This window comes from Priestia abyssalis, assembly GCF_002019595.1.
GTDB classification, from domain to species: Bacteria; Bacillota; Bacilli; order Bacillales; family Bacillaceae_H; genus Bacillus_BA; species Bacillus_BA abyssalis.
In genome coordinates this window covers 3,848,202-3,868,721 of the sequence record NZ_KV917369.1, presented here as the reverse complement: position 1 = coordinate 3,868,721, position 20,520 = coordinate 3,848,202, and the positions used below count along the sequence as shown (strand labels likewise).

The following is a 20,520-nucleotide window of genomic DNA, read 5'->3' as shown; positions in this document are numbered from 1 at the left end:
AATAAAAGTCCATGAATTCTTTGTGAAAAGACAAAGTTCTTAAAGTTATAGAATCTAAAATGTCGAGGGAGAAACAAAATATTATATGTAACTAGAGCTGATCAGACGACTGAAGGCTGCTTACCTTTTTAAAAGGAGAGCAGCCTTTTTTATTATCATTTTTTAATGGGAACTAAAAAGTCGCTCTATTGAAAAATGATACAAAAGTAATGGTGGAAGCAGGGTAAAGGTGAATGAAGGCATGAACTGGTGCTAAGTTGGAGTGAATAGTTTAAGGGGGTGAGCAGCATGTGTTGCTGTTGTTCTGAAATCGTCGGTCAATAACAAATAAAAGGAGGAGCAAAGATGAGTGTTTCAATCGAGTCGCTTAACCGATCATTTTTTAAATCACAGCAAGAAATTCAAGCATTAAAGAATGTTAACTTACAAATAAAACAAGGAGAATTCATCACCGTCATTGGTCCAAGTGGATGCGGCAAGAGTACACTACTGAAAATCATTGCCGGTCTCGATCTTCATTTCGAGGGGAAGGTGAAAATCGGCCAAGAGGAATTAAAAGGTCCGGGAATTAAACAAGGCTTTATCTTTCAAGAACACCGGCTTTTCCCGTGGCTGACGGCCGAAAAAAATATCGCTGCCGATTTGTCGCTCAAAAAGCCGGAAGTACGCAAAAAAGTAGATGAACTAATTGAGATTGTAAGACTAAAAGGGTTTGAGAAAGCCTATCCCCGTGAATTGTCCGGTGGAATGTCCCAAAGGGTCGCGATTGCAAGGGCTCTGTTGAGAGATCCGGAAGTATTGCTCCTTGATGAGCCGTTCGGTGCATTGGATGCCTTTACGCGAACCCATTTGCAAGATGTGCTGCTTGATATTTGGCAAAAGAAAGGAACGACGATGATTCTTGTCACACATGATTTAGATGAATCGATTTACTTGGCCAATCGTGTGGTCATCATGAGCCCAAGGCCTGGAAGGGTAAGTAAAACGATTACGGTTGATTTACCTTATCCCCGCAAAAAGGCGAATCGTTCATTCCAGGAGCTAAGACAACAAGTATTAAGGGAATTTGAGACAGTCGATGAGCTCCATTTAATAGAGGGATCAGGAATATAAAGAATTTAACATGAACAAAAAACACCCATGTTAAATTCTTTACGCCTAAGCGGCTGCCAATCCCCTTACGGGTCCTTGTCCGCCGCTTTTACGAAGGATTTTCAAGATGAGAGAACAGAAAGGCGTGAATAGAAGAAGAGCCGGTAACAGAGGTTAAAAAGTTGATATGCAGAAAGGGGATATACGCACAATGAAAAAAATAGTGATCACAGGATTTATACTCATGTTTCTCTTATTAGCGGGGTGCTCTGCAAGCGAAACAAGCAAGAAAGAAGCTAACGCAAGTGAAGAAAAAGTGACGATCAATATTGGGATTCAACAAAGCTTGGGCCCGCTCCTTATCGCACAAAAACAGGGATGGTTTGAAGAAGCTTTTGCCAAGGTAGGAGCTGAAGTAAAATGGACGGAATTTCAAAGCGGGCCTCCTCATTTTGAAGCGATGGCCTCTGATCGTTTGGATTTTGGGCAAGTAGGAAATTCACCGGTCGTGGCCGCTCAGGCAGCCGATATCCCTTTTAAAGAAATTTCGAACTCGAGTGACGGGTTAAAGGCAAATGCCATTTTGGTGCAAAAAAACAGCTCGATTAGAAGTTTAAAAGATTTAAAAGGGAAAAAAATTGCAGTAGCAAAAGGAAGCAGCGGGTTTAACTTATTGTACCGTGCATTAGATAAAGCCGGCTTGAATCCGGATAAGGATGTCCAAATTATTCAGTTGCAGCCGGATGAAGCCCAGCCTGCATTTGAAACAGGGTCTGTCAATGCGTGGTCCATTTGGGAACCGTTCATTACGTTTCAAAAAGTTGAGCATGATGCAAGAGTGCTAGAAGATGGGGAATCATTAAACGTCTATTCACCTGGTTTTACGATTGTCAGAACGAAGTTTGCGAATGAACATCCCGAGTTGGTTGTCGAGTTTTTGAAAGTATATGAAAAAGCTCGTATATGGCAGGAAGAAAATCTTGATGAAGCCATTAACATTTATGCAGAAGCGAAAAAGATTGATCCAGAGGTTGTCAGACAAGTGCTCGAAAACAACCCGGCGCTTAATAAACCGATTAGTGAGAAAATCATCAATGCTCAGCAAGAAACAGCCGACTTCCAGTATTCCATGGAAGCCATTAAACAAAAAATTGATGCATCAAAGGTAGTCGATAATACGTACATCGAAAAGGCATTACAAGAGCTGGAAAAATAGAGCAATAAATGAGGTGACTGGAGATGAATAAAATAAAGGCTATTTCTCCTTCGGCCGGATCAGTGGTAGGAGTGGGGAAAACATTTCTCAGGAAAAGGACGAGGAGAATTTCTTTAGAAAAGCAACTGAAAGTCGTGCTGCGAGGTTTAATTGTTCCAGTTGCTATACTCGCTGTATGGCAGCTAATCGGTACACTGGGATTTGTTTCAAGAACGATTTTACCTACTCCGGGTGCAATCCTTCAATCGTTTATCGAGCTGATTGTGACAGGGGAGCTATGGGGGCACTTGGAAATCAGCATTTGGCGGGCTGCCCTTGGATTTGTGCTTGGAGCGGGTTTAGGACTTTTACTAGGAACTCTCGTAGGTTTTTCCAATAAGACGGAGCAATTGATGGATCCTTCTTTGCAAATGCTGCGTACCGTTCCGCATCTGGCTGTGGCGCCGCTTTTTATTTTATGGTTCGGGTTTGGGGAAGTATCCAAAATCCTGCTTATTGCAAAAGGAGCGTTTTTCCCGATATATGTCAATGCATTTCTCGGGATAAGAGGTGTCGATTCCAAATTATTTGATGTCACGCGTGTACTGGAGTTCAGCCGTTTTAAATTGGTCACAAAACTTATTTTACCGGCAGCGCTGCCTAATATTCTTCTCGGAGTTCGCCTTTCTCTTGGAGTTGCCTGGCTGGGCCTCGTTGTAGCCGAGTTAATGGGCTCAAGTGAAGGGATCGGCTATATGATTATGGATGCAAGGCAGTTTTCAAATACAGAAATCGTCTTTGTCGGAATTATCATTTTTGCAGCCGTCGGAAAATTGACTGATTCACTCGTCCGTCTTTTAGAATCGAGATTATTAAAGTGGCGTGATAACTTTAACGGTGAAAATGGGGCCTCTTAAAAAGAGAGAGCAGGCAATAGGTTCTGTGTTTAATCCGAGTAAAATGATTGGAAAACTTTTAAAAAGGAGAGATTAAAATGGCTAACATTGTGATTATTTCAGGAAGCCCTTCCCCCATCTCAAGATCATCGTCCGTCGCAACTTTTGTAGGGGAACTATTAGAAAGGGCAGGAAATCAGCTTCGCCACATCAAGGTTCGTGATTTGCCGGCGGAAGATTTATTGTATGCAAAATTTGATAGTCCTGCCATCCAACAGGCCAAAACGCTTGTGGCAGGTGCGGATGCAGTAGTCGTGGTGAGCCCCGTTTATAAGGCGAGCTATACAGGGATATTCAAAACATTTTTTGATTTACTCCCTGAAAAAGCCCTTTCCGGTAAAACGATTCTTCCGATTGCCAATGGAGGGACAACTGCTCATCTTTTATCGCTTGAATACACATTTAAACCTTTATTTTCTGTATTGGGAGCAACCGATATTGTGGATGGGGTGTTTATCATCGATTCGCAAGTTCAATATTCGGAGACAGAGCTAACGTTTCTTTCGGATGAAGTGGAACAACGGTTACGGGCAAATGTGCAGGAGCTGGTCAGCAGATTAAATAAACAGCCAAAAGCATCTATATAGATTGATTTAGAAAATCCGACACGACTAAAGAATGGCCATGCCAAATTTTCTAACCTTTGAGGGCAAATTCGAGTTGTCTCAATGACCGACTGTGAATGCCCATCGATGGAATGAAGATGTGTCGAGTGATTAAGTGGAATGTATATATAGGATAAGGAGAGGATTTAGAATGGAAGTTTTATGGTTTATACCTTCCCATGGTGACGGACGTTATTTAGGAACGACAAAAGGGGGACGCACAGCTGATTATTCTTACTTCCGTCAAGTTGCGCAAGCTGCAGACCGGCTCGGTTATACGGGGGTATTGATTCCAACAGGGAGGTCTTGCGAAGATCCGTGGATGTTAGCTGCTTCGCTCATACCTGAAACGGAACGCCTAAAATTTCTTGTGGCTGTTCGCCCAGGATTAATGGTGCCTTCTGTCGCGGCAAGAATGGCGGCCACGCTTGACCGCATTTCAAACGGGCGTCTCCTCATCAATGTCGTAGCGGGAGGGGATCCGGTAGAACTGGCAGGTGACGGGGTGTTTCTTAAACACGATGAACGTTACGAAGCGACTGATGAATTTTTAACCATCTGGCGTTCCTTATTGGAAGGAAAAGACGTTGATTTCAAAGGAAAGCATTTGCAGATAGAAGGCGGGCAGTTATTATTTCCTCCTGTACAGCAACCCCATCCGCCGATTTACTTTGGCGGCTCATCACCAGCGGGGCAGGCAGTGGCGGCAAAACATACCGATGTTTATCTTACATGGGGAGAGCCGCCGGCACAAGTGGAACAAAAGATTAAAGAAGTGCGCCGCCTGGCTGAACTTGAAGGAAGAACGGTTCGTTTTGGTATTCGGCTGCATGTCATTGTAAGGGAAACGGAACATGAGGCATGGGAAGCAGCCGACCGCCTCATTCAACACTTAGATAAGGATACCATTGAAGCCGCTCAGCGTACATTTGCCCGGATGGATTCCGTAGGCCAGAAACGAATGGTGCAATTGCATGGCAGCGGCAGAGAAGCGCTGGAGATCAGCCCCAATTTATGGGCAGGTATTGGTTTAGTGCGCGGCGGAGCAGGTACCGCGCTTGTCGGAGATCCACATCAGGTTGCACAGAGAATGAAAGAATATGCTGATTTAGGAATTGAAACATTCGTGTTGTCGGGATATCCCCATTTGGAAGAAGCATATCAGGTGGCTGACCTTCTCTTCCCATTGCTGCCGTTAAAGGCCGACTCTCAATCTAATCAACAGCGTACAAGAGGGCAATTGCAGGGTGAAATTGTCGCAAATAGTTATTTTCCTGAGAAAGTTAAACCATAAAAGAAGAGAAACTTCCTCATTAATAAATTAATTAGCAAAGGATATATAAGAAAAATGACGTTCATTTATTTGAATTAACTTTAAGTGATTTAGAAGAATATAATACAAAATCATAGTTGACAGGTAGGAAAACTTTGTTTATTATTATAAATAACAGAAAACTCATTCATTTTAAAGAACTTTCATTACAGCATCATTTATGAAAAGGAAAATAGGACAGCTGATCAGACCACTGAAGGCACCTTACTCGCAATTTCTTGGGGTAGGTGTCTTTTTTATTAAAGAAAAACCTTTTTTAACTAAATTTCATTCAACAAAGGGCATAGGGGGACAAATATGAAAAAGCTAATTGTTTTAGCATTTGTAGGTTTTTTAGCACAACTCATTGACGGGGCATTGGGGATGGCTTACGGCGTTACCTCATCATCACTTTTACTGGCATTTGGCATTGCACCGGCAGTGGCTTCTGCTTCTGTCCATCTTTCTGAAGTGGTGACAACCGCTGCTTCGGGAGTATCTCACATTAAATTTGGAAACGTCGATAAAAAAATGGTATATCGTCTCATTATTCCGGGATCGATCGGCGCTTTCACAGGTGCTTGCTTCTTAAGCAATTTGCCTGGTGATATTGTTAAGCCATATGTTTCAGCGTTTCTATTGCTTCTTGGTTTTTATGTTCTTTTTCGTTTCCTATTCAAATTTCAGTCAAATGAAGAAAAGGAATCAAAGCCATTATCAGTAAAACAATCCATTCCTTTAGGGTTAATTGCCGGCTTCGCGGATGCGACAGGCGGAGGCGGTTGGGGACCAATCGCGACCCCTGTACTTTTATCCAAAAAAGGAATGACAGCACGTAAAGTCGTTGGAACAGTTGACACGAGCGAGTTTGCTATTGCCGTTTCTGCCACTGTCGGCTTTATCCTTTCATTAGGGTGGGAAACGGTGAACTGGCTTTGGGTTGGAGCATTAATGCTCGGGGGAATTTTTGCGGCACCAATCGCGGCATGGCTCGTTCGCAAAGTTCCAGCGCAGCTGATGGGGATTCTAGTTGGAGGTTTTATCATTTTAGTTAATGCACGTACGATTTTAACTACATGGGTAACAAACGAATCATCTTATCCCGTTATATATGGTTTCATTTTGCTGGGGTGGGGGGCGGCCATTTTGTTTGGCATCCGTAAGATGAAAGCGGACCAAACACTTGAAAAAGAAATGGTCATCAGCTAGCAACAAAGGAAGAATAAAAAACGTCGTGAGAAATCCCGGGATTCCTCACGACGTTTTTTATTATGTCTCATAAATAATGTTTCCTGTCTTAGAAGTATCATAATCTCCTAAAGAGTGGACTTCTGACTGAAACTGACGAGAAGATAAAATTCCTTTCACCGTGCTTATGAGCTGTTCGGATTCGGAGTTTTTGAGAATAACCAGATCGTATTGTTCTGTCATTAATGGAACAAAATCGATTCCGACGATTTTAGCGGCTTTTTCAATTCCCACTCCTGTATCTGCCATTCCAGTAGAGACAGCAGAAGCCACACTTAAATGGTTCGTCTCTTCATGCTCATATCCTTGAATGTTCTTAGAAGAAATGTTGTTGATTCTAAGTTGTTCATCCAAAAGAATTCGTGCCCCTGATCCTTTCTCTCTATTGATGATTTTCACATTTTCCCTGTTTAAATCCGCCCAGGAGGTAATATTTAAAGGGTTTCCTTTTTTGACGTAAAAGCCTGCTTTTCTTGAAAGAAGGTTGATTAAAATAAAAGGATGGCCGACCAAAATCTTTTTTATATAGGGTAAATTATATTCGCCTGTATCCCCGTCAAACAGATGCAAGCTAACGATATCGCACTCTCCATTGTACATGGAAATGAGGCTGTTTAAACTTCCTGTAAAAGATCTTAATGGCTTATAGGATGAATTTTTCTCAATGTGTTTACCTAGAATATCTAACACTAGGTCTTGTCCGCTAATAACAATGTTTGAGGAACCCTTTGTTTCGTTTCTATGAGGATCAACTACAGGGGCCGACATTGCAGTATTCTGATTCGTTTTATGGCTATTTATATAAATGTCCAAGTCTTTTGCATCTATTCTCATCTGTCTTCCTACACGGAATGCAGGTATTTTCCCTTTTTTCACAAGGTCATAAAGAGTTAATTTTGAAACTTTTAAGAGCTGTGATACCTCTTCAATCGTATAGGAAAGTTCCTTTGGCATTTTCATCCCTCCATCTTTCATTTTAACTTAGGGCCTGTTAAAAAGTATATTGTAAATAAAAAATGACGAATGTGATATTTCTTCTATTCATTTTAGTTATAACTAATTATAATTAGTTATAACTAATTATAATTTGATAGAAAGGAAAAAGGTGATGAAAAAACGATATCTTTTATGTCTCTTGATGATGGTGTTATTACTAATAGTGTCTGGATGTTCAACCAACGAACAAACTAAACAAATAGAAGAGCAGAAGCAAAACGTTTCTGAAAAGAAAGTGGAATTGACCGTTTCAGCAGCCGCAAGTTTACAAGATGCGTTAAATGATATTAAAGGAAGCTTTGAGAAGGAACATCCCAATGTGAAAGTAAACTATAACTTTGGAGCTTCAGGGGCACTTCAACAACAAATTTCTCAGGGAGCACCTGTCGATCTCTTTTTCTCTGCCGCTGAGGATAAATTTGATCAATTGGTGCAAGAAGGACTAATCGAAAAGACAAAAGGAACAGATTTAGTTGGAAATGACCTCGTGTTAGTCGTACCAAACGATTCTAATAAAGGAATCAAAGCATTCGGAGATCTTACCAAAACAGATAAAATTTCCATCGGTACCCCGGAGGCTGTACCTGCAGGGCAATATGCGAAGGAAACGTTAGAAAATTTGAATGTCTGGAAAGCGATTGAAGGAAAAATGGTATACGCCAAGGATGTTCGGCAAGTACTTACATATGTAGAGACAAACAATGTTGATGCAGGAATGGTTTATAAAACAGATGCAATGATTTCTCCAAAGGTTAAAATTGCAGCAACCGCAGAGGAAAATACCCACGCACCTATCATTTATCCTTTAGGTGTGATTAAGAACAGTACCCATCCTAAAGAAGCCCAACTATTCTACGAGTATCTTCAAAACGAAACATCTATGAAGGCTTTAGAGAAGTATGGATTTAAAGGGATAAATTAATATACAATGGCAGCGGATTTTTGGTCGCCAGTCAGGCTGTCCGTTGAGATAGCGTTGGTTGCTGGGGTATGGGTATTAATCTTAGGGTTATTTTTGGGGAGGATCATGGCTAACAGGAAGTTCAAAGGAAAAGCCTTCGTTGAAACGCTTTTTCTTTTACCGTTAGTATTGCCGCCTTCTGTTGTAGGGTTCTTGTTAATTGTGATATTTGGAAGAAATAGTCCCATAGGGCAATTAATCGAAAAGGTATTCGAACAACCTGTTATGTTTACGTGGTGGGCTGCTGTTATTGCCGCTGCTGTTGTTGCTTTTCCTCTTATGTACCAATCTGCTAAGTCAGGGTTTGAAGCGGTTGATAAGGATATTGAGGGTGCAGCTCGTGTAGATGGAGCAAATGAATTGAAAGTATTTACGATGATTTCGGTTCCTCTTGCACTAAAAGCCATTATCTCGGGTGCAATATTGAGCTTTGCAAGAGCATTAGGCGAGTTTGGAGCGACTTTAATGTTCGCTGGAAACATTCCGGGGAAAACCCAAACCATTCCGACAGCTATATATATAGCCATTGACTCAGGCAATATGGAATTGGCCTGGTTATGGGTAATGAGTATGATTGGTATTTCATTTTTAATGTTAATATGCGTTCACCTGATAAAATCTTGATGACAGACAAATAAATGTTCTTTTTATAGAGGCATTCCTTTCATGAGGGATGCTTTTTTCTTGAACGAACTTGGCAGTGGCAATATCTGCTGGATTTTGGTGATAACATTTGGTTGCACTCATAATCTTTTTTTGGTAATATCGTTTCATAGCTAACGATTATGAAAACTTAAGGGAGGGGATCATTATTCATTCATTTAATGAAGAAGGGGAATTGCTTCCTGAAGAGAAGGATACAATTAACCTTTTGACAAAACTCCCATTAGAGTCCCTTAATCTGGATGCCATTGCTGTTGTGACCAACATTTATAGAATTGCACAAGGATTAAGAAATAAGATGGAGCGGGAAGTTCTATCGGAGTATGGGCTGTCTTGGACCTCTTTTTCCTTACTTTATGATTTATGGATATGGAATTCAGTTGAAACAAAGAAACTGGCAAAGTCCGCCGGGGTCACCAAAGCTACAGTAAGTAATATTACCAATACATTAGAGCGAAAAGAACTCTGTTATAGAAAAGTGGACAATAGGGATAGACGGATTACCTATGTGACGATAACGGATAAAGGTAAGAAAATAATGGAAGAGCTATATCCCCAATTTCATAAAGGTGAAGTGGAGATTGTTTCGAGTTTAACTGTAAATGAGCAAAAAAATGTATCTGAATTACTGAGAAGGATCATTAGAGAGAATGACTTTTGATTATGAGCAAGTAAATAGGAAAAAAGCGATGACAGGAAATCGAGTAGTGATTATCTCCCTGTAAACAGAGAGTCGATGGCTGGTGTGAATCGACACAAAGATAACACGAATTACAATCCTGGAGCTTTCTTTGCGAACTAACAAGCAGCAAAGAACGGACGAACCGTTAAATCGTCGAGTGGAAGAATCATATTCTTCAATAAGGGTGGTACCGCGTGCAAAAACCACGTCCCTTTTTTGGGATGTGGTTTTTTATATTGATTTTTTGGAGGAATGAAGATGAGTAAACTAGTGGAACAATTAACAGATGAACAATCAACCGAGCTAAAAAGACAAATGAGCATTTACAGTCAGGGTGTCCAAGACATTATTCCCATCGAAGAGTTAGAAGAAAAAGTAGCAAAATCCATTATCGAAAATCGGCCTTTGAAAATTAAATTAGGCTTAGATCCATCTGCACCGGATGTGCATCTCGGTCATACCGTCGTTTTGAACAAAATTAGACAGTTTCAAGACAATGGCCATACGATTCAACTGATTATTGGGGATTTCACCGGAAAAATTGGAGATCCAACGGGTAAATCAGTCGCCAGAAAACAATTAACAGATGAAGAAGTGAAGCATAATGCGAAGACGTACTTTGAACAATTTGGAAAGATTGTTGATATGGAAAAAGTGGAACTCCATTACAATTCCATCTGGTTATCGAAATTAAATTTTGAGGATGTTATCCAATTGGCTGGAAAAATAACGGTTGCAAGGCTATTGGAAAGGGATGATTTCGAAGAGCGGATTGCTTTTGGAAAGCCGATTTCTCTGCACGAATTCTTTTACCCTCTGATGCAGGGGTATGATTCAGTTCAATTGGAATGTGATATTGAACTCGGAGGAACAGACCAGCACTTCAATATTTTGATGGGGCGGCATTTTCAAGAGAAGTTTGGAAAAGAAAAACAGGTAGCGATACTCATGCCTCTATTAGAGGGACTTGATGGTGTAGAAAAAATGTCAAAATCGAAGAAAAACTACATTGGCATTGATGAGAGCCCGCAGGAAATGTACGGGAAAGCCATGTCCATCCCGGATGAGTTAATGAATAAATACTTTGAATTGGTAACAGATTTACCGTCTGAACAGATTCAAACAATAAAAGAAGAACTAAAAGCAGGTACATTGCATCCGAGAGATGCGAAAATGCTGCTCGGTAAGACCATTGTGAGAATGTACCATGGAGAAGATTTGGCTGAACAAGCGGAACAGCATTTTATTTCCGTCTTCCAGCAAGGGTTAATCCCTGATGAAATTCCAGTGGTGAAGTGGGAAGGAAAAACTGAAATAAATGTGATCGACTTACTCGTTGAGTTAAACATGTTGAACTCCAAAAGTGAAGCCCGCAGAATGATTGAAAATAGAGGCGTCAGAATAAATGGAGAGAAAATAGAAGACCCTCAATTACCAATTTCGATTGTCGACGATTTAACTATACAAGTTGGCAAGCGTAAGTTTGTTAAAGTTAAGATTTAACTAGTATGATGAACGTAAAATATCCTTAGATCCAAAGGTTCTAAGGATATTTTGATGGCCAGTAACGAATAGTGTATGACCATATACTTTATATCATATCAATATGGGTAATTTTCCAATGTTCATTCTTAATAAGCGCTTCCAAATTTTCTTTATCTTCTTTCTTGAAATAATCGATAATTTGCTTATGTTGTTCATTCATTTCTTCTAATACAGCAAAAAGTTTTTCTTCGTCTTTGCTTAAATATATCTGTCTAACAAAGCTGTTTTGTAAAGAAGCGAGAAGCTCTCTTACTGTATCATTGTTACATTTATCAATATATACCTTATGGAACTCATTTTGATATGTTTGATAATCCGGGTAATTTTTTTCTGAAATGGAAAGGTCAATTTTTTTGACTAACTCTTCCATTCGTTCAATATCACTTTCCGTCATATACGCCATGGATAGTGTGGCTGCCAGGGCATCCAGCACACCTACAACTTGAAAAACATCGAGCTTTTTCTTCGTATCAATTTCTTTAACGATAAATCCCTTTCGAGGAAAATATTCAAGTAAATTTTCTGAAGCTAATTGTATCAATGCTTCTCTGACAGGGGTTCTGCTTACTTCTAATTTCTCGCTTAACGCTGCTTCATTTATCTTATGATTGGGAAGCAATGTTCCATTCTGAATTTCTTGGGCGATATGATGATATACATGATCTTTTAATGATTGGTATTTCTGTCTGATAATACTTCCCCCTAACTTAAATGTTGCTATGTTTCATTATACAATATACAATATAAAATTGAAAATTCTTGCATTTTTATATTAGTAGTTTCTCGATTCTTCCATGTCTCCAATGCTTTTAAATATACTACTCTATGTTCATATGTAGTAAATCCATACATAGAAATTCAGTTTAGACGAATGGAAAGAATGAGGGAGAAGGGGAGCATTATAGTTTTATAGTATGTTGATGATTATAAATAACTAGACCGTTTAAGCTTCATAAGAGTAAATAAAAGATTGAAAAAGTGGAAAGTCCAGTGTATTATGATTCAATACGATAAATATTTCTGACTATTCCGTACATTATACAATATATTATATAATGCGAAATGTGTTCAGTTATTAGTTATCTTTATGAAGTATCTTCGTATCTTCATAGAAAGAAGTATTACCAAGCATAGGCAAGGGAGGAGATTAATCATTATACAATATACAATATACAATATATTGTATAAATTGAAATATTGCTGACAAAGCAATGAACATTTGAGAGGAGAGAAACATGAAGGAGCAAAACTATAAAGATATGAAAGATGGAACAAAAGCCGTATGGGCAGGGGAAAAAGAATCTCTCGCTTACAATGCAACCCAAGTTCCTGTGGTGCTTAGTGTCGCCTACAATTATGATGACGTAGATGAGTGGCAGGAAGTGGCCCTTGGAAATAAACCGGGCCATATTTACAATCGCATGACCAATCCTACTGTTCAGGCTCTGGAGGAAAAAGTAAGAATCCTCGAGGGAGCTGAAGCGGCTGTTGGTTTCTCATCGGGAATGGCCGCCATCAGCAGCACCCTCTATACGTTTTTAAGACCGGGAGACCGGGTTGTCTCGGTTAAAGATACATACGGGGGAACGAATAAAATCTTTACCGAATTCCTGCCGAATCTTGATGTAGATGTGCAATTATGCAATACAGGAAATCATGAAGAAATGGAAGCTGAAGTGAATAAAGGGTGTAAGGTGTTATATTTGGAGTCTCCTACCAACCCTACGATGAAGATTACGAATATTGAAAGAATGGTCAAAGCCGGAAAAGCAGCGGGAGCATTGGTGATCATCGACAATACGTTTGCTACTCCTATTAATCAAAATCCGATTCAACTAGGAGTGGATATTGTCATTCATAGTGCCACTAAATTTTTAAGCGGACATGCTGATGCGTTAGGCGGTATGGTATGCGGCTCCCAAGAACTGATGACCAAAGTCTATCATTACCGGGAAATCAATGGAGCAACGATGGATCCGTGGTCGGCCTATCTTATTTTAAGAGGAATGAAAACGTTAAAGCTTCGAGTACGCCAGCAAGAAAAGAGTGCAATGGAAATCGCTAAGTATTTGCAAAAACAAAAGCATGTGGAAGCCGTTTATTATCCTGGATTAGAAACGCATCCACATCATGATATCGCCAAGAAACAGATGAAAGGTTTCGGTGGAATATTAAGTTTCGTATTAAAGGACGAGATGGATGCCATAAAGATTTTATTGCCAAAATTGCAATATGCCAATAAAGCTGGAAATCTTGGAGCGGTTGAAACGATCTATGGTCCCGCAAGAACGACCAGCCATGTCGAATGTACACTTGAAGAACGAAAAGCTCTTGGCATTCCGGAAGGCTTGGTTCGGATCTCCGTAGGTATCGAGGATACGGAAGATCTTCTTGCTGATTTAGAACAAGCTTTTGCCCATTTGGAATCACAACTGCCAGTTACGGGCAACCGCAAATAAAGATATTACTAAATAAAGGGGGAGACTAGATGCTGGAAGCAAATAGTACCGATCAAAATCAATTGAAGCGTTCAATGAAAAGCAGGCATTTGTTCATGATTTCGCTGGGCGGTGTCATTGGAACGGGTCTTTTCTTAAGCTCAGGTTATACGATTAATCAGGCGGGTCCGGGCGGAACGATTCTTGCTTATTTGGTTGGCGGGCTGATTATGTACCTTGTCATGCTCTGTCTTGGCGAATTAACGGTTGCTATGCCGGTAACCGGCTCGTTTCAAACATATGCGACGAGATATGTGGGGCCTGCCACCGGCTTTACCATTGGCTGGCTGTATTGGTTTTGCTGGGTGGTGGCGGTAGGCTCGGAATTTACCGCATCCGGCCTATTGATGATGAGATGGTTTCCTGATACTTCCGTCTGGATGTGGAGCGCACTCTTCGCGATTATCATTTTTCTGCTGAACACCTTTTCTGTCAAATTTTTCGCGGAAACCGAGTTTTGGTTTGCCGGCATTAAAGTCATTACGATTATTTTGTTTATCATTTTAGGCGGTGCAGCGATGTTTGGCCTCATCCCTATGAACGGTCATGCAGCTGCTCCGATGTTTTCTAATTTTACCGGGGAAGGAGGCCTTTTTCCGAATGGATTCCTTCCCATCATCATCACCATGATTTCCGTCAATTTTGCTTTTTCAGGAACAGAGCTCATCGGCATTACGGCAGGTGAAAGCGAAAACCCGGAAAGGGACATTCCACGAACGATTCGAAATGTCATTTGGCGAACGATGTTTTTCTTTGTTGGGGCCATATTTGTCCTATCTGGATTAATTTCCTGGAAAGAAGCGGGAGTCATTGAAAGTCCGTTCGTTATGGTTTTTGATAGCATAGGAATCCCATATGCTGCGGATATCATGAACTTTGTTATTATTACGGCTTTGCTGTCCGTAGCCAATTCCGGTCTGTATGCATCTACCCGCATGTTATGGTCTTTGTCAAATGAAAAGATGATCAGTCCTCTCTTAGGTAAGGTAACGCCAAACGGAGTTCCGTTCAATGCTTTGATTGTCAGTATGCTCGTAGCCTGTTTGTCATTATTGTCTAGTGTAATCGCACCTGATACGGTTTATGTAGTGCTTGTGGGCATATCCGGCTTTGCCGTCGTTGCAGTATGGATGGGAATTGCTTTATCGCAGTATATGTTCCGGAAACATTTTCTTAAAGAGGGCGGGGATATTAGAGATTTGAAATTCCGCACACCACTTTATCCTTATGTGCCCATCACCGCTTTTGGGTTATGTTTCGCTTCTTGCGTGGGCCTTGCTTTCGACCCGAGCCAGCGGATCGTGCTGTATTGTGGGATCCCGTTCATTGCTTTATGCTATCTCTTCTACTATGTAAAAAATCGGGGAAATAAGAATCAGCTTGATTCTCACGGTCAATCCAATCCATCCATTGAGAATATTAAATAGTGACAGAAATCTACTAAATTTAAATATACTGCTGATACTAGCAGGTCTAGTGCAAAAGCGGAGGGACTACGATGAATCCTATTGAAAACATATTACAGCAATTCCCGTTGATGATTTTGGATGGTGCAATGGCGACTGAGCTTGAGCGTCAAGGTTGTGATTTGAACGACAGCCTTTGGTCGGCAACGATACTCATGGAAAATCCGGAGCTTATTAAACGGGTACATATGGATTATTTTACAGCGGGTGCTGACTGTGCGATTACGGCCAGTTACCAGGCCACTGTCGAAGGCTTTGCACGAAGAGGTCTGAACGAGGCGGAAGCGCTGCGTCTTATAGAGACATCTGTTCAGATAGCCGTCACAGCACGTGATGAATTTTGGGGAGGATTAGAAAATAGGTCAAACCGGCCGAAGCCTCTAGTAGCCGGTTCAGTCGGACCGTACGGGGCATTCCTCGCTGACGGCTCCGAATATCGAGGAGGTTACACGTTGACTAAAGAGGAGCTGATGGATTTCCACAGGCCCCGTATGAAAGCATTGATTGATGCCGGCGCCGATATTCTGGCGTGCGAAACCATCCCATGCCTGCTGGAAGCGAAGGCTATTGCCAGATTGCTAGAAGAGTTCCCCGGAACCTATGCGTGGATCAGTTTCAGTGCGAAAGACGGGATGCATATTAGCGACGGCACCCCGGTGGCAGACTGTGCAGAATGGCTGAATCAGCATGAACAGGTTGCTGCGGCAGGCATAAACTGCACACCGCCAGAGCATATTCATTCACTGATCAAAGAAATGCAAAGCCATACCGTAAAACCCATCATTGTCTATCCGAATTCAGGAGAGCAGTACGATGCAGTCACGAAAACTTGGAAGGGAGCCTCATCCAAAAACACATACGGCGATAATGCCCATCAATGGTATGAATGCGGCGCCCGCTTGATTGGCGGATGCTGCAAGACAAAGCCAGAGGACATAAAGGGCATTGCTGCTTGGGTAAGAAGATAATAAAAAGGGGCATTGTACTAGACACTTACTTCTTTTCCATCTGATTAGAATGCAGTATCAGATGGGAAAGAAGCTGACAAGTCTTTAACAGTAGGAGAGTTTAAACAATTAATGAATGAGCATTTTCTCAAATTGGCGTCTCTCAATCAAATGATGCCCTCCTTCACCAGCCACCATTACCATGCAGAGGGCAAATGATAATCCAAATATACTCCAAGAAATTAATGAGCAACATCCTAAATATCTTCAAAAGTAAAGACTTTGGTGTTTTAAAAAGTTCGGGTTAATTTAACCTGGACTTTTATTTTTTTGCTATGTTAAACAATGTTTGGTTTTCTTATTTAACTGGCAGGCTAGAAACTGGTATTAAACTGAGGGAGTTCAATAAGGAAATTCTCAATGCTAAATTGCTTTAGACAAAAAGAGAGGGGACTTCCCTGTATGCTTTTAATTGAAAATCTAATTAATTTGAGAAAACAGTAGGGCATGCTATAATTTTAAAAAAATACAAAATATGGATATTTATTAATGTTGTGGGGGGGAAAGAGTGAATATTATACTGCTCGGTATATTGTTTACCATCCTATGGGCATCTGGAGCGGTCTCTGTGAAATTTGGCTTGCTGTCATCGCCACCGTTAACTATGGGGACCATCCGTTTTCTTTTAGCAGGTTGTTTACTATTGTTATATATTTACTTGTTTAGAAAAGGAAAATATCCGATGCCCCAAAAACGAGAGTGGAAGCCATTAATTTTATTAGGTTTATTTAATACTTCGTTGTATCTCGGCTGTGGATTTTGGGCGTTGCAAACGGTCTCATCTGGCTTTTTTAATTTAGCTGTCGTTGTCAATCCGTTTCTGGTTGCACTTTTTTCTTCGATTTTCGCGAAACGCTTGATTCAACAGAAAGAATGGATAGGAATGATTGTTTCGACAATCGGATTAGTGATTGCAACATATCCCTTACTCCAAAACAGTCATTCCACATTAAGCGGGATTTTCTTGCTAATGATTGGTATGGTATCCATGGCAATCGGCAGTGTATATTTCCAAAAAGAAAAATTGCAGTTGCCTAGTTTGGTCATTAATGCGTGGCAAGTTCTATTTGGCGGGATTATTTTAATTGTACCCTCTATGATGTTAGAAACGGGTAAACCCTTTGTATTTGATATGAATTTGGTCATATATCTGGTGTGGTCTGTCTTAGGTGTTTCAATCTTTGCTATGATTCTTTGGTTTTATTTACTTAAACAAGATGCAGTTAAGGCAAATATTTGGCTGTTTTTAACGCCTATTGCAGGATACGTCTTATCTTCTATCTTATTGGGGGAAGAGATTACAAATTATGATGTCGTTGCTTCTCTTTTTGTGTTTACTGGATTGTATTTATCGGGTAATTTTCGACCTAACAACTTGACTAAACCTCCATTAGAGAAAAAGCTTGAAGCATAAGAGTATAAGGAAAAGCAAAAGCGTGATAGATCAAATCTAATATGGATTCTTTATTTAACGAGACCTCTCGTATTATGAGGTTAACCAGTTTAGTTGAAGAAGAGGCCTGCAGGAAGAACTCATAAATGGGTTCTTTTTCTTTTGATGAAATACCAATATTAACGTTTAACAGAGCCAATTTTTTAATGGGCATTCCTAAAATGCATATCTAGATATGCATTATTTCAATTTTTTTAATAGTTAGATTCGAGTTAAGATAAATGAAAGAAATTTTACGTCGGACGATGCGAAAAATACTGGGAAGAACAAATTAACTTTTTAACGGCAACAGAGGAATGGAAGCAGGCTTGAAAAACAAGGGTGGCAGGATGGCTATATGAATTCTGTTGGTTCTAAAGGTGAGAGAGAAGAATATCATCATTAACGAGGAGACATATATGGGCAGGATTGAAACAAAAGCTAAATCAGTAATGGCTGATGTTTTCAAAAAACATCATCTAGTAGTAGAAATCATTTGACTAACTATTTTAATGATAAAAGAGGAGAGTTAAAGATGAATATCGTAAACCAATTTCAAGAAATCCCAACAACTTGTATATCTGACGCCATGCAAGGTCTTAATAATTTAGATGGGGTTATTAAACCATTAAAAGACGAATATAAAATGGCGGGGCGTGCCTTTACTGTGAAAATGCCTGTAGGTGATAACCTAGTCTTTTTAAAAGCGATTAGAGAGGCAAAACCGGGAGATGTCCTGGTTGTGGATGCAAAAGGAGATACATACCGTGCTATTGCAGGTGACTTTATTGTAGGGATGGCCCAGACGTTAGGCATTAAAGGAATGGTGGTGGATGGTGTGATCCGCGATATTGAAGGAATTAAACAATTGAACTTCCCGGTTTTTTGCAAAGGGACAACAATAGCAGCGAGCGGAAAAGCGGGACAAGGGGAACTGAACGTGCCCATCTCCTGCGGAGGAGCCACTATTCATCCAGGCGATATGATTATCGGTGATGCGGATGGTGTTGTCGTTGTTCCGCAGGCAATAGAACAAGAGGTTTTAGATAAGTCCGCACAAAAACTGGAATTCGATCTAAAAAGAGCTGAAAAGGTTTCTGGAAATCGAGAAGAAATCATCAAATATCTAGACGATTTTCTTTCAAACTAAAAGCGTTTCGTCGGAAACATATACAAACAAAAAATGATATTCCCCATATAAAATCGACATATTTAATGGCCGCAAAGGTCTGTAAATAATTTACGGACGTCCAATTATTTACAGAAAGTAACGGAGGTTAGTGAAATAAAGGATCCAACGGTTATAATTAAGGATGCAGCTTTATTAAAAAATTGTATGAAAAAGGATGCGTATCATGCCAATTAATTCTTTTGAAAACTATCCTATGAGCTGGAAGCCATCCATTGATAAAACTGAAAAGCCTGTTTATCAAGCGCTCGCACGGCAATTGGAACAGGATATACTAAACGGAGTTTTGCTGCCTGGAACAAAACTTCCTCCACAACGAGAACTGGCTGATTATTTGGATTTAAATCTGAGTACCATTTCAAAAGCGTTTAAAGTGTGTGAGTTAAAGGGCTTGTTAAGTGCAACTGTTGGAAGCGGGACATTTGTATCGTATGATGCGTTATCGAATGCGTATTTACTTGAAGACACAAAGCCGAAGCACTTAATTGAAATGGGAGCAACACTACCCGATAATGCTTCTTACGAGCCGCTGCTGCTCCAACTGAAAAGTATGCTGCAAGAGACAGATTATGAAAAATGGTTTGGTTATGGTCGAGCAGGCGAAAGCCTTTGGCAAAAGGATGCAGCTGTAAAGCTAATTCGAAGAGGCGGGTTTGAAACAACAGTTGATCACATTTTATTTGCAAATGGGGGTCAAAATGCGATTGCTGCCACACTGGCGAGTCTTTGTCAGCCTGGGGATCGCATTGGTGTTGATCAGCATACGTACCCTGGTTTAAAAACTGTTGCAGCGATGCTTAGTGTGCAAATCGTACCGATAAAATCAGAAAACTATGAAATGAGTCCAACTGCCTTTGAATATGCGTGTAAAAATGACAATATTAAAGGCATTTACTTAATCCCAGATTATCATAATCCGACAGCTTCCTTTATGTCTGTCGAGAATCGAAAAATAATTGCAGCAATTGCCAAAAAGTATAATCAGTTCGTTATTGAAGATGCGACGTATCATCTCCTGGACAAAAAACCACTCCCAGCAGTCGCATCATTTGCACCAGAACAGGTTATCTATATTGCAAGTTTATCTAAATCATTAGCACCAGGCTTGCGACTAGCCTATGTAGCAGTGCCGAGTCAATTCAAGGAGCCAATTTCAAAGGCACTTTATAACTTAAATATAACAGTGTCCCCATTATTAGCAGAACTGACAGCACGTATGATTGTATCGAATCAATTTGACATCTTAATTGAAAGTCATCAGGAACAAATCATTCGCAGAAACCAAGTCGTAAATCGATATTTGGGTGACTATACGTGTTTAGGTGTTGAAACAGGCATCTTTCGGTGGCTGCTATTACCAGGCAAGATTACAGGTGCTGAATTTGAAAGATTAGCTGCACAGCAAGGAGTGCAAGTGTATGCGGCTGAACGTTTTGTAGTTGGAAATAGTTGTCCAGAGCGGGCTGTAAGGGTTGCTGTCTGTGCACCAGAAACACTCGAAGAACTGGAGCAAGGATTGATGATCCTTAAACGCTTACTAAACGATCTTATCTAATATTGTTCGCCATACAATTATAATATTGTATGGTTTTTTTGTGCGTGTTATGATGATTCAAATCTAGCTGGAAGATTATAAGAAATAGGATTAGCTTTCTAGAAAGGGAGGTTAGATT

The 20,520-nt window shown here is 40.4% G+C and carries 18 protein-coding genes, 1 pseudogene and 1 other annotated feature; of the genes and pseudogenes, 17 read left to right on the top strand and 2 right to left on the bottom strand.

Annotation, left to right across the window (positions count from 1 at the left end; translation table 11 throughout):
- The first annotated feature begins 345 nt into the window (after positions 1-345).
- The 7 genes and pseudogenes from BK575_RS18495 (at position 346) to BK575_RS18465 (ending at position 6,369) form a co-directional block, all read left to right on the top strand.
- Complete coding sequence (locus BK575_RS18495) at positions 346-1,113, top strand: ABC transporter ATP-binding protein (RefSeq protein WP_078412494.1); 768 nt, start codon at positions 346-348, stop codon at positions 1,111-1,113.
- Positions 1,114-1,303: 190 nt separating this feature from the next.
- Complete coding sequence (locus BK575_RS18490; protein ID WP_078412492.1) at positions 1,304-2,308, top strand: aliphatic sulfonate ABC transporter substrate-binding protein; 1,005 nt, start codon at positions 1,304-1,306, stop codon at positions 2,306-2,308.
- A gap of 155 nt (positions 2,309-2,463) precedes the next feature.
- Positions 2,464-3,204: pseudogene (locus tag BK575_RS18485) on the top strand (ABC transporter permease); the annotation flags it as partial.
- Positions 3,205-3,281: 77 nt separating this feature from the next.
- A complete protein-coding gene (gene ssuE, locus BK575_RS18480; RefSeq protein WP_078412488.1) occupies positions 3,282-3,830 on the top strand; it encodes an NADPH-dependent FMN reductase in 549 nt (182 codons plus the stop codon).
- A gap of 169 nt (positions 3,831-3,999) precedes the next feature.
- Entirely contained in the window at positions 4,000-5,142 is a 1,143-nt protein-coding gene (ssuD, locus tag BK575_RS18475; RefSeq protein ID WP_078412486.1) for an FMNH2-dependent alkanesulfonate monooxygenase, read from the top strand.
- A 41-nt stretch (positions 5,143-5,183) separates the two neighbouring features.
- Entirely contained in the window at positions 5,184-5,258 is a 75-nt protein-coding gene (gene fbpA / locus BK575_RS18470; RefSeq protein WP_078414857.1) for a Fur-regulated basic protein FbpA, read from the top strand.
- A 220-nt stretch (positions 5,259-5,478) separates the two neighbouring features.
- Positions 5,479-6,369 carry a sulfite exporter TauE/SafE family protein gene (locus tag BK575_RS18465; protein ID WP_078412484.1) on the top strand — a complete coding sequence of 297 codons (891 nt, stop codon included), beginning with the start codon at positions 5,479-5,481 and terminating at the stop codon, positions 6,367-6,369.
- Positions 6,370-6,429: 60 nt separating this feature from the next.
- Here BK575_RS18465 and BK575_RS18460 read toward each other — a convergent pair whose 3' ends face one another.
- On the bottom strand, positions 6,430-7,362 hold the full coding sequence (locus BK575_RS18460) for a substrate-binding domain-containing protein (RefSeq protein ID WP_078412482.1): 933 nt from the start codon (positions 7,360-7,362) through the stop codon (positions 6,430-6,432).
- A 154-nt stretch (positions 7,363-7,516) separates the two neighbouring features.
- Between BK575_RS18460 and modA the strand changes: the two genes are divergently transcribed.
- The 4 genes from modA to tyrS all read left to right on the top strand — a co-directional run bounded on the left by modA (position 7,517) and on the right by tyrS (position 11,213).
- Complete coding sequence (modA, locus tag BK575_RS18455) at positions 7,517-8,326, top strand: molybdate ABC transporter substrate-binding protein (protein WP_078412480.1); 810 nt, start codon at positions 7,517-7,519, stop codon at positions 8,324-8,326.
- Positions 8,327-8,332: 6 nt separating this feature from the next.
- Positions 8,333-8,989, top strand: coding sequence for a molybdate ABC transporter permease subunit (gene modB / locus BK575_RS18450; protein WP_078412478.1), 657 nt, complete (start codon positions 8,333-8,335; stop codon positions 8,987-8,989).
- A gap of 187 nt (positions 8,990-9,176) precedes the next feature.
- Positions 9,177-9,689 carry a MarR family transcriptional regulator gene (locus BK575_RS18445; RefSeq protein WP_078412476.1) on the top strand — a complete coding sequence of 171 codons (513 nt, stop codon included), beginning with the start codon at positions 9,177-9,179 and terminating at the stop codon, positions 9,687-9,689.
- Between the two features lie 19 nt (positions 9,690-9,708).
- Positions 9,709-9,926: a binding site (T-box leader), on the top strand.
- Positions 9,927-9,968: 42 nt separating this feature from the next.
- On the top strand, positions 9,969-11,213 hold the full coding sequence (gene tyrS / locus BK575_RS18440) for a tyrosine--tRNA ligase (protein ID WP_078412474.1): 1,245 nt from the start codon (positions 9,969-9,971) through the stop codon (positions 11,211-11,213).
- A gap of 88 nt (positions 11,214-11,301) precedes the next feature.
- On the opposite strand, the gene BK575_RS18435 is transcribed toward tyrS, so the two are convergent.
- Entirely contained in the window at positions 11,302-11,946 is a 645-nt protein-coding gene (locus BK575_RS18435; protein ID WP_268877764.1) for a GntR family transcriptional regulator, read from the bottom strand.
- Positions 11,947-12,490: 544 nt separating this feature from the next.
- Here BK575_RS18435 and BK575_RS18430 point away from each other — a divergent pair.
- The 6 genes from BK575_RS18430 (at position 12,491) to BK575_RS18405 (ending at position 20,402) form a co-directional block, all read left to right on the top strand.
- The gene (locus BK575_RS18430; RefSeq protein ID WP_078412470.1) at positions 12,491-13,714 is read left to right on the top strand and encodes a cystathionine gamma-synthase family protein; all 1,224 of its coding nucleotides are present in this window, start codon (positions 12,491-12,493) and stop codon (positions 13,712-13,714) included.
- 29 nt (positions 13,715-13,743) lie between these two features.
- Positions 13,744-15,180 (top strand): amino acid permease, encoded by a 1,437-nt coding sequence (locus tag BK575_RS18425; protein ID WP_078412457.1) that lies wholly within the window; start codon positions 13,744-13,746, stop codon positions 15,178-15,180.
- A 71-nt stretch (positions 15,181-15,251) separates the two neighbouring features.
- Positions 15,252-16,187: a homocysteine S-methyltransferase gene (mmuM, locus tag BK575_RS18420; protein ID WP_078412455.1), complete on the top strand. Its 936-nt coding sequence runs from the start codon at positions 15,252-15,254 to the stop codon at positions 16,185-16,187.
- Positions 16,188-16,734: 547 nt separating this feature from the next.
- The gene (locus tag BK575_RS18415; protein ID WP_078412453.1) at positions 16,735-17,640 is read left to right on the top strand and encodes a DMT family transporter; all 906 of its coding nucleotides are present in this window, start codon (positions 16,735-16,737) and stop codon (positions 17,638-17,640) included.
- 553 nt (positions 17,641-18,193) lie between these two features.
- A complete protein-coding gene (locus BK575_RS18410) occupies positions 18,194-18,808 on the top strand; it encodes an RraA family protein (RefSeq protein WP_078412451.1) in 615 nt (204 codons plus the stop codon).
- 205 nt (positions 18,809-19,013) lie between these two features.
- Positions 19,014-20,402 (top strand): aminotransferase-like domain-containing protein, encoded by a 1,389-nt coding sequence (locus BK575_RS18405; RefSeq protein ID WP_078412449.1) that lies wholly within the window; start codon positions 19,014-19,016, stop codon positions 20,400-20,402.
- The last annotated feature ends 118 nt before the right edge of the window (positions 20,403-20,520 follow it).

Coding starts and splice junctions, on each gene's coding strand:
- BK575_RS18495 (WP_078412494.1), top strand. CDS start 346: ATGAGTGTTTCAATCGAGTCGCTTAACCGATCATTTTTTAAATCACAG.
- BK575_RS18490 (WP_078412492.1), top strand. CDS start 1,304: ATGAAAAAAATAGTGATCACAGGATTTATACTCATGTTTCTCTTATTA.
- BK575_RS18405 (WP_078412449.1), top strand. CDS start 19,014: ATGCCAATTAATTCTTTTGAAAACTATCCTATGAGCTGGAAGCCATCC.
- modB (WP_078412478.1), top strand. CDS start 8,333: ATGGCAGCGGATTTTTGGTCGCCAGTCAGGCTGTCCGTTGAGATAGCG.
- BK575_RS18465 (WP_078412484.1), top strand. CDS start 5,479: ATGAAAAAGCTAATTGTTTTAGCATTTGTAGGTTTTTTAGCACAACTC.
- tyrS (WP_078412474.1), top strand. CDS start 9,969: ATGAGTAAACTAGTGGAACAATTAACAGATGAACAATCAACCGAGCTA.
- ssuE (WP_078412488.1), top strand. CDS start 3,282: ATGGCTAACATTGTGATTATTTCAGGAAGCCCTTCCCCCATCTCAAGA.
- modA (WP_078412480.1), top strand. CDS start 7,517: ATGAAAAAACGATATCTTTTATGTCTCTTGATGATGGTGTTATTACTA.
- BK575_RS18410 (WP_078412451.1), top strand. CDS start 18,194: ATGAATATCGTAAACCAATTTCAAGAAATCCCAACAACTTGTATATCT.
- BK575_RS18430 (WP_078412470.1), top strand. CDS start 12,491: ATGAAGGAGCAAAACTATAAAGATATGAAAGATGGAACAAAAGCCGTA.
- ssuD (WP_078412486.1), top strand. CDS start 4,000: ATGGAAGTTTTATGGTTTATACCTTCCCATGGTGACGGACGTTATTTA.
- BK575_RS18425 (WP_078412457.1), top strand. CDS start 13,744: ATGCTGGAAGCAAATAGTACCGATCAAAATCAATTGAAGCGTTCAATG.
- BK575_RS18460 (WP_078412482.1), bottom strand. CDS start 7,362: ATGCCAAAGGAACTTTCCTATACGATTGAAGAGGTATCACAGCTCTTA.
- mmuM (WP_078412455.1), top strand. CDS start 15,252: ATGAATCCTATTGAAAACATATTACAGCAATTCCCGTTGATGATTTTG.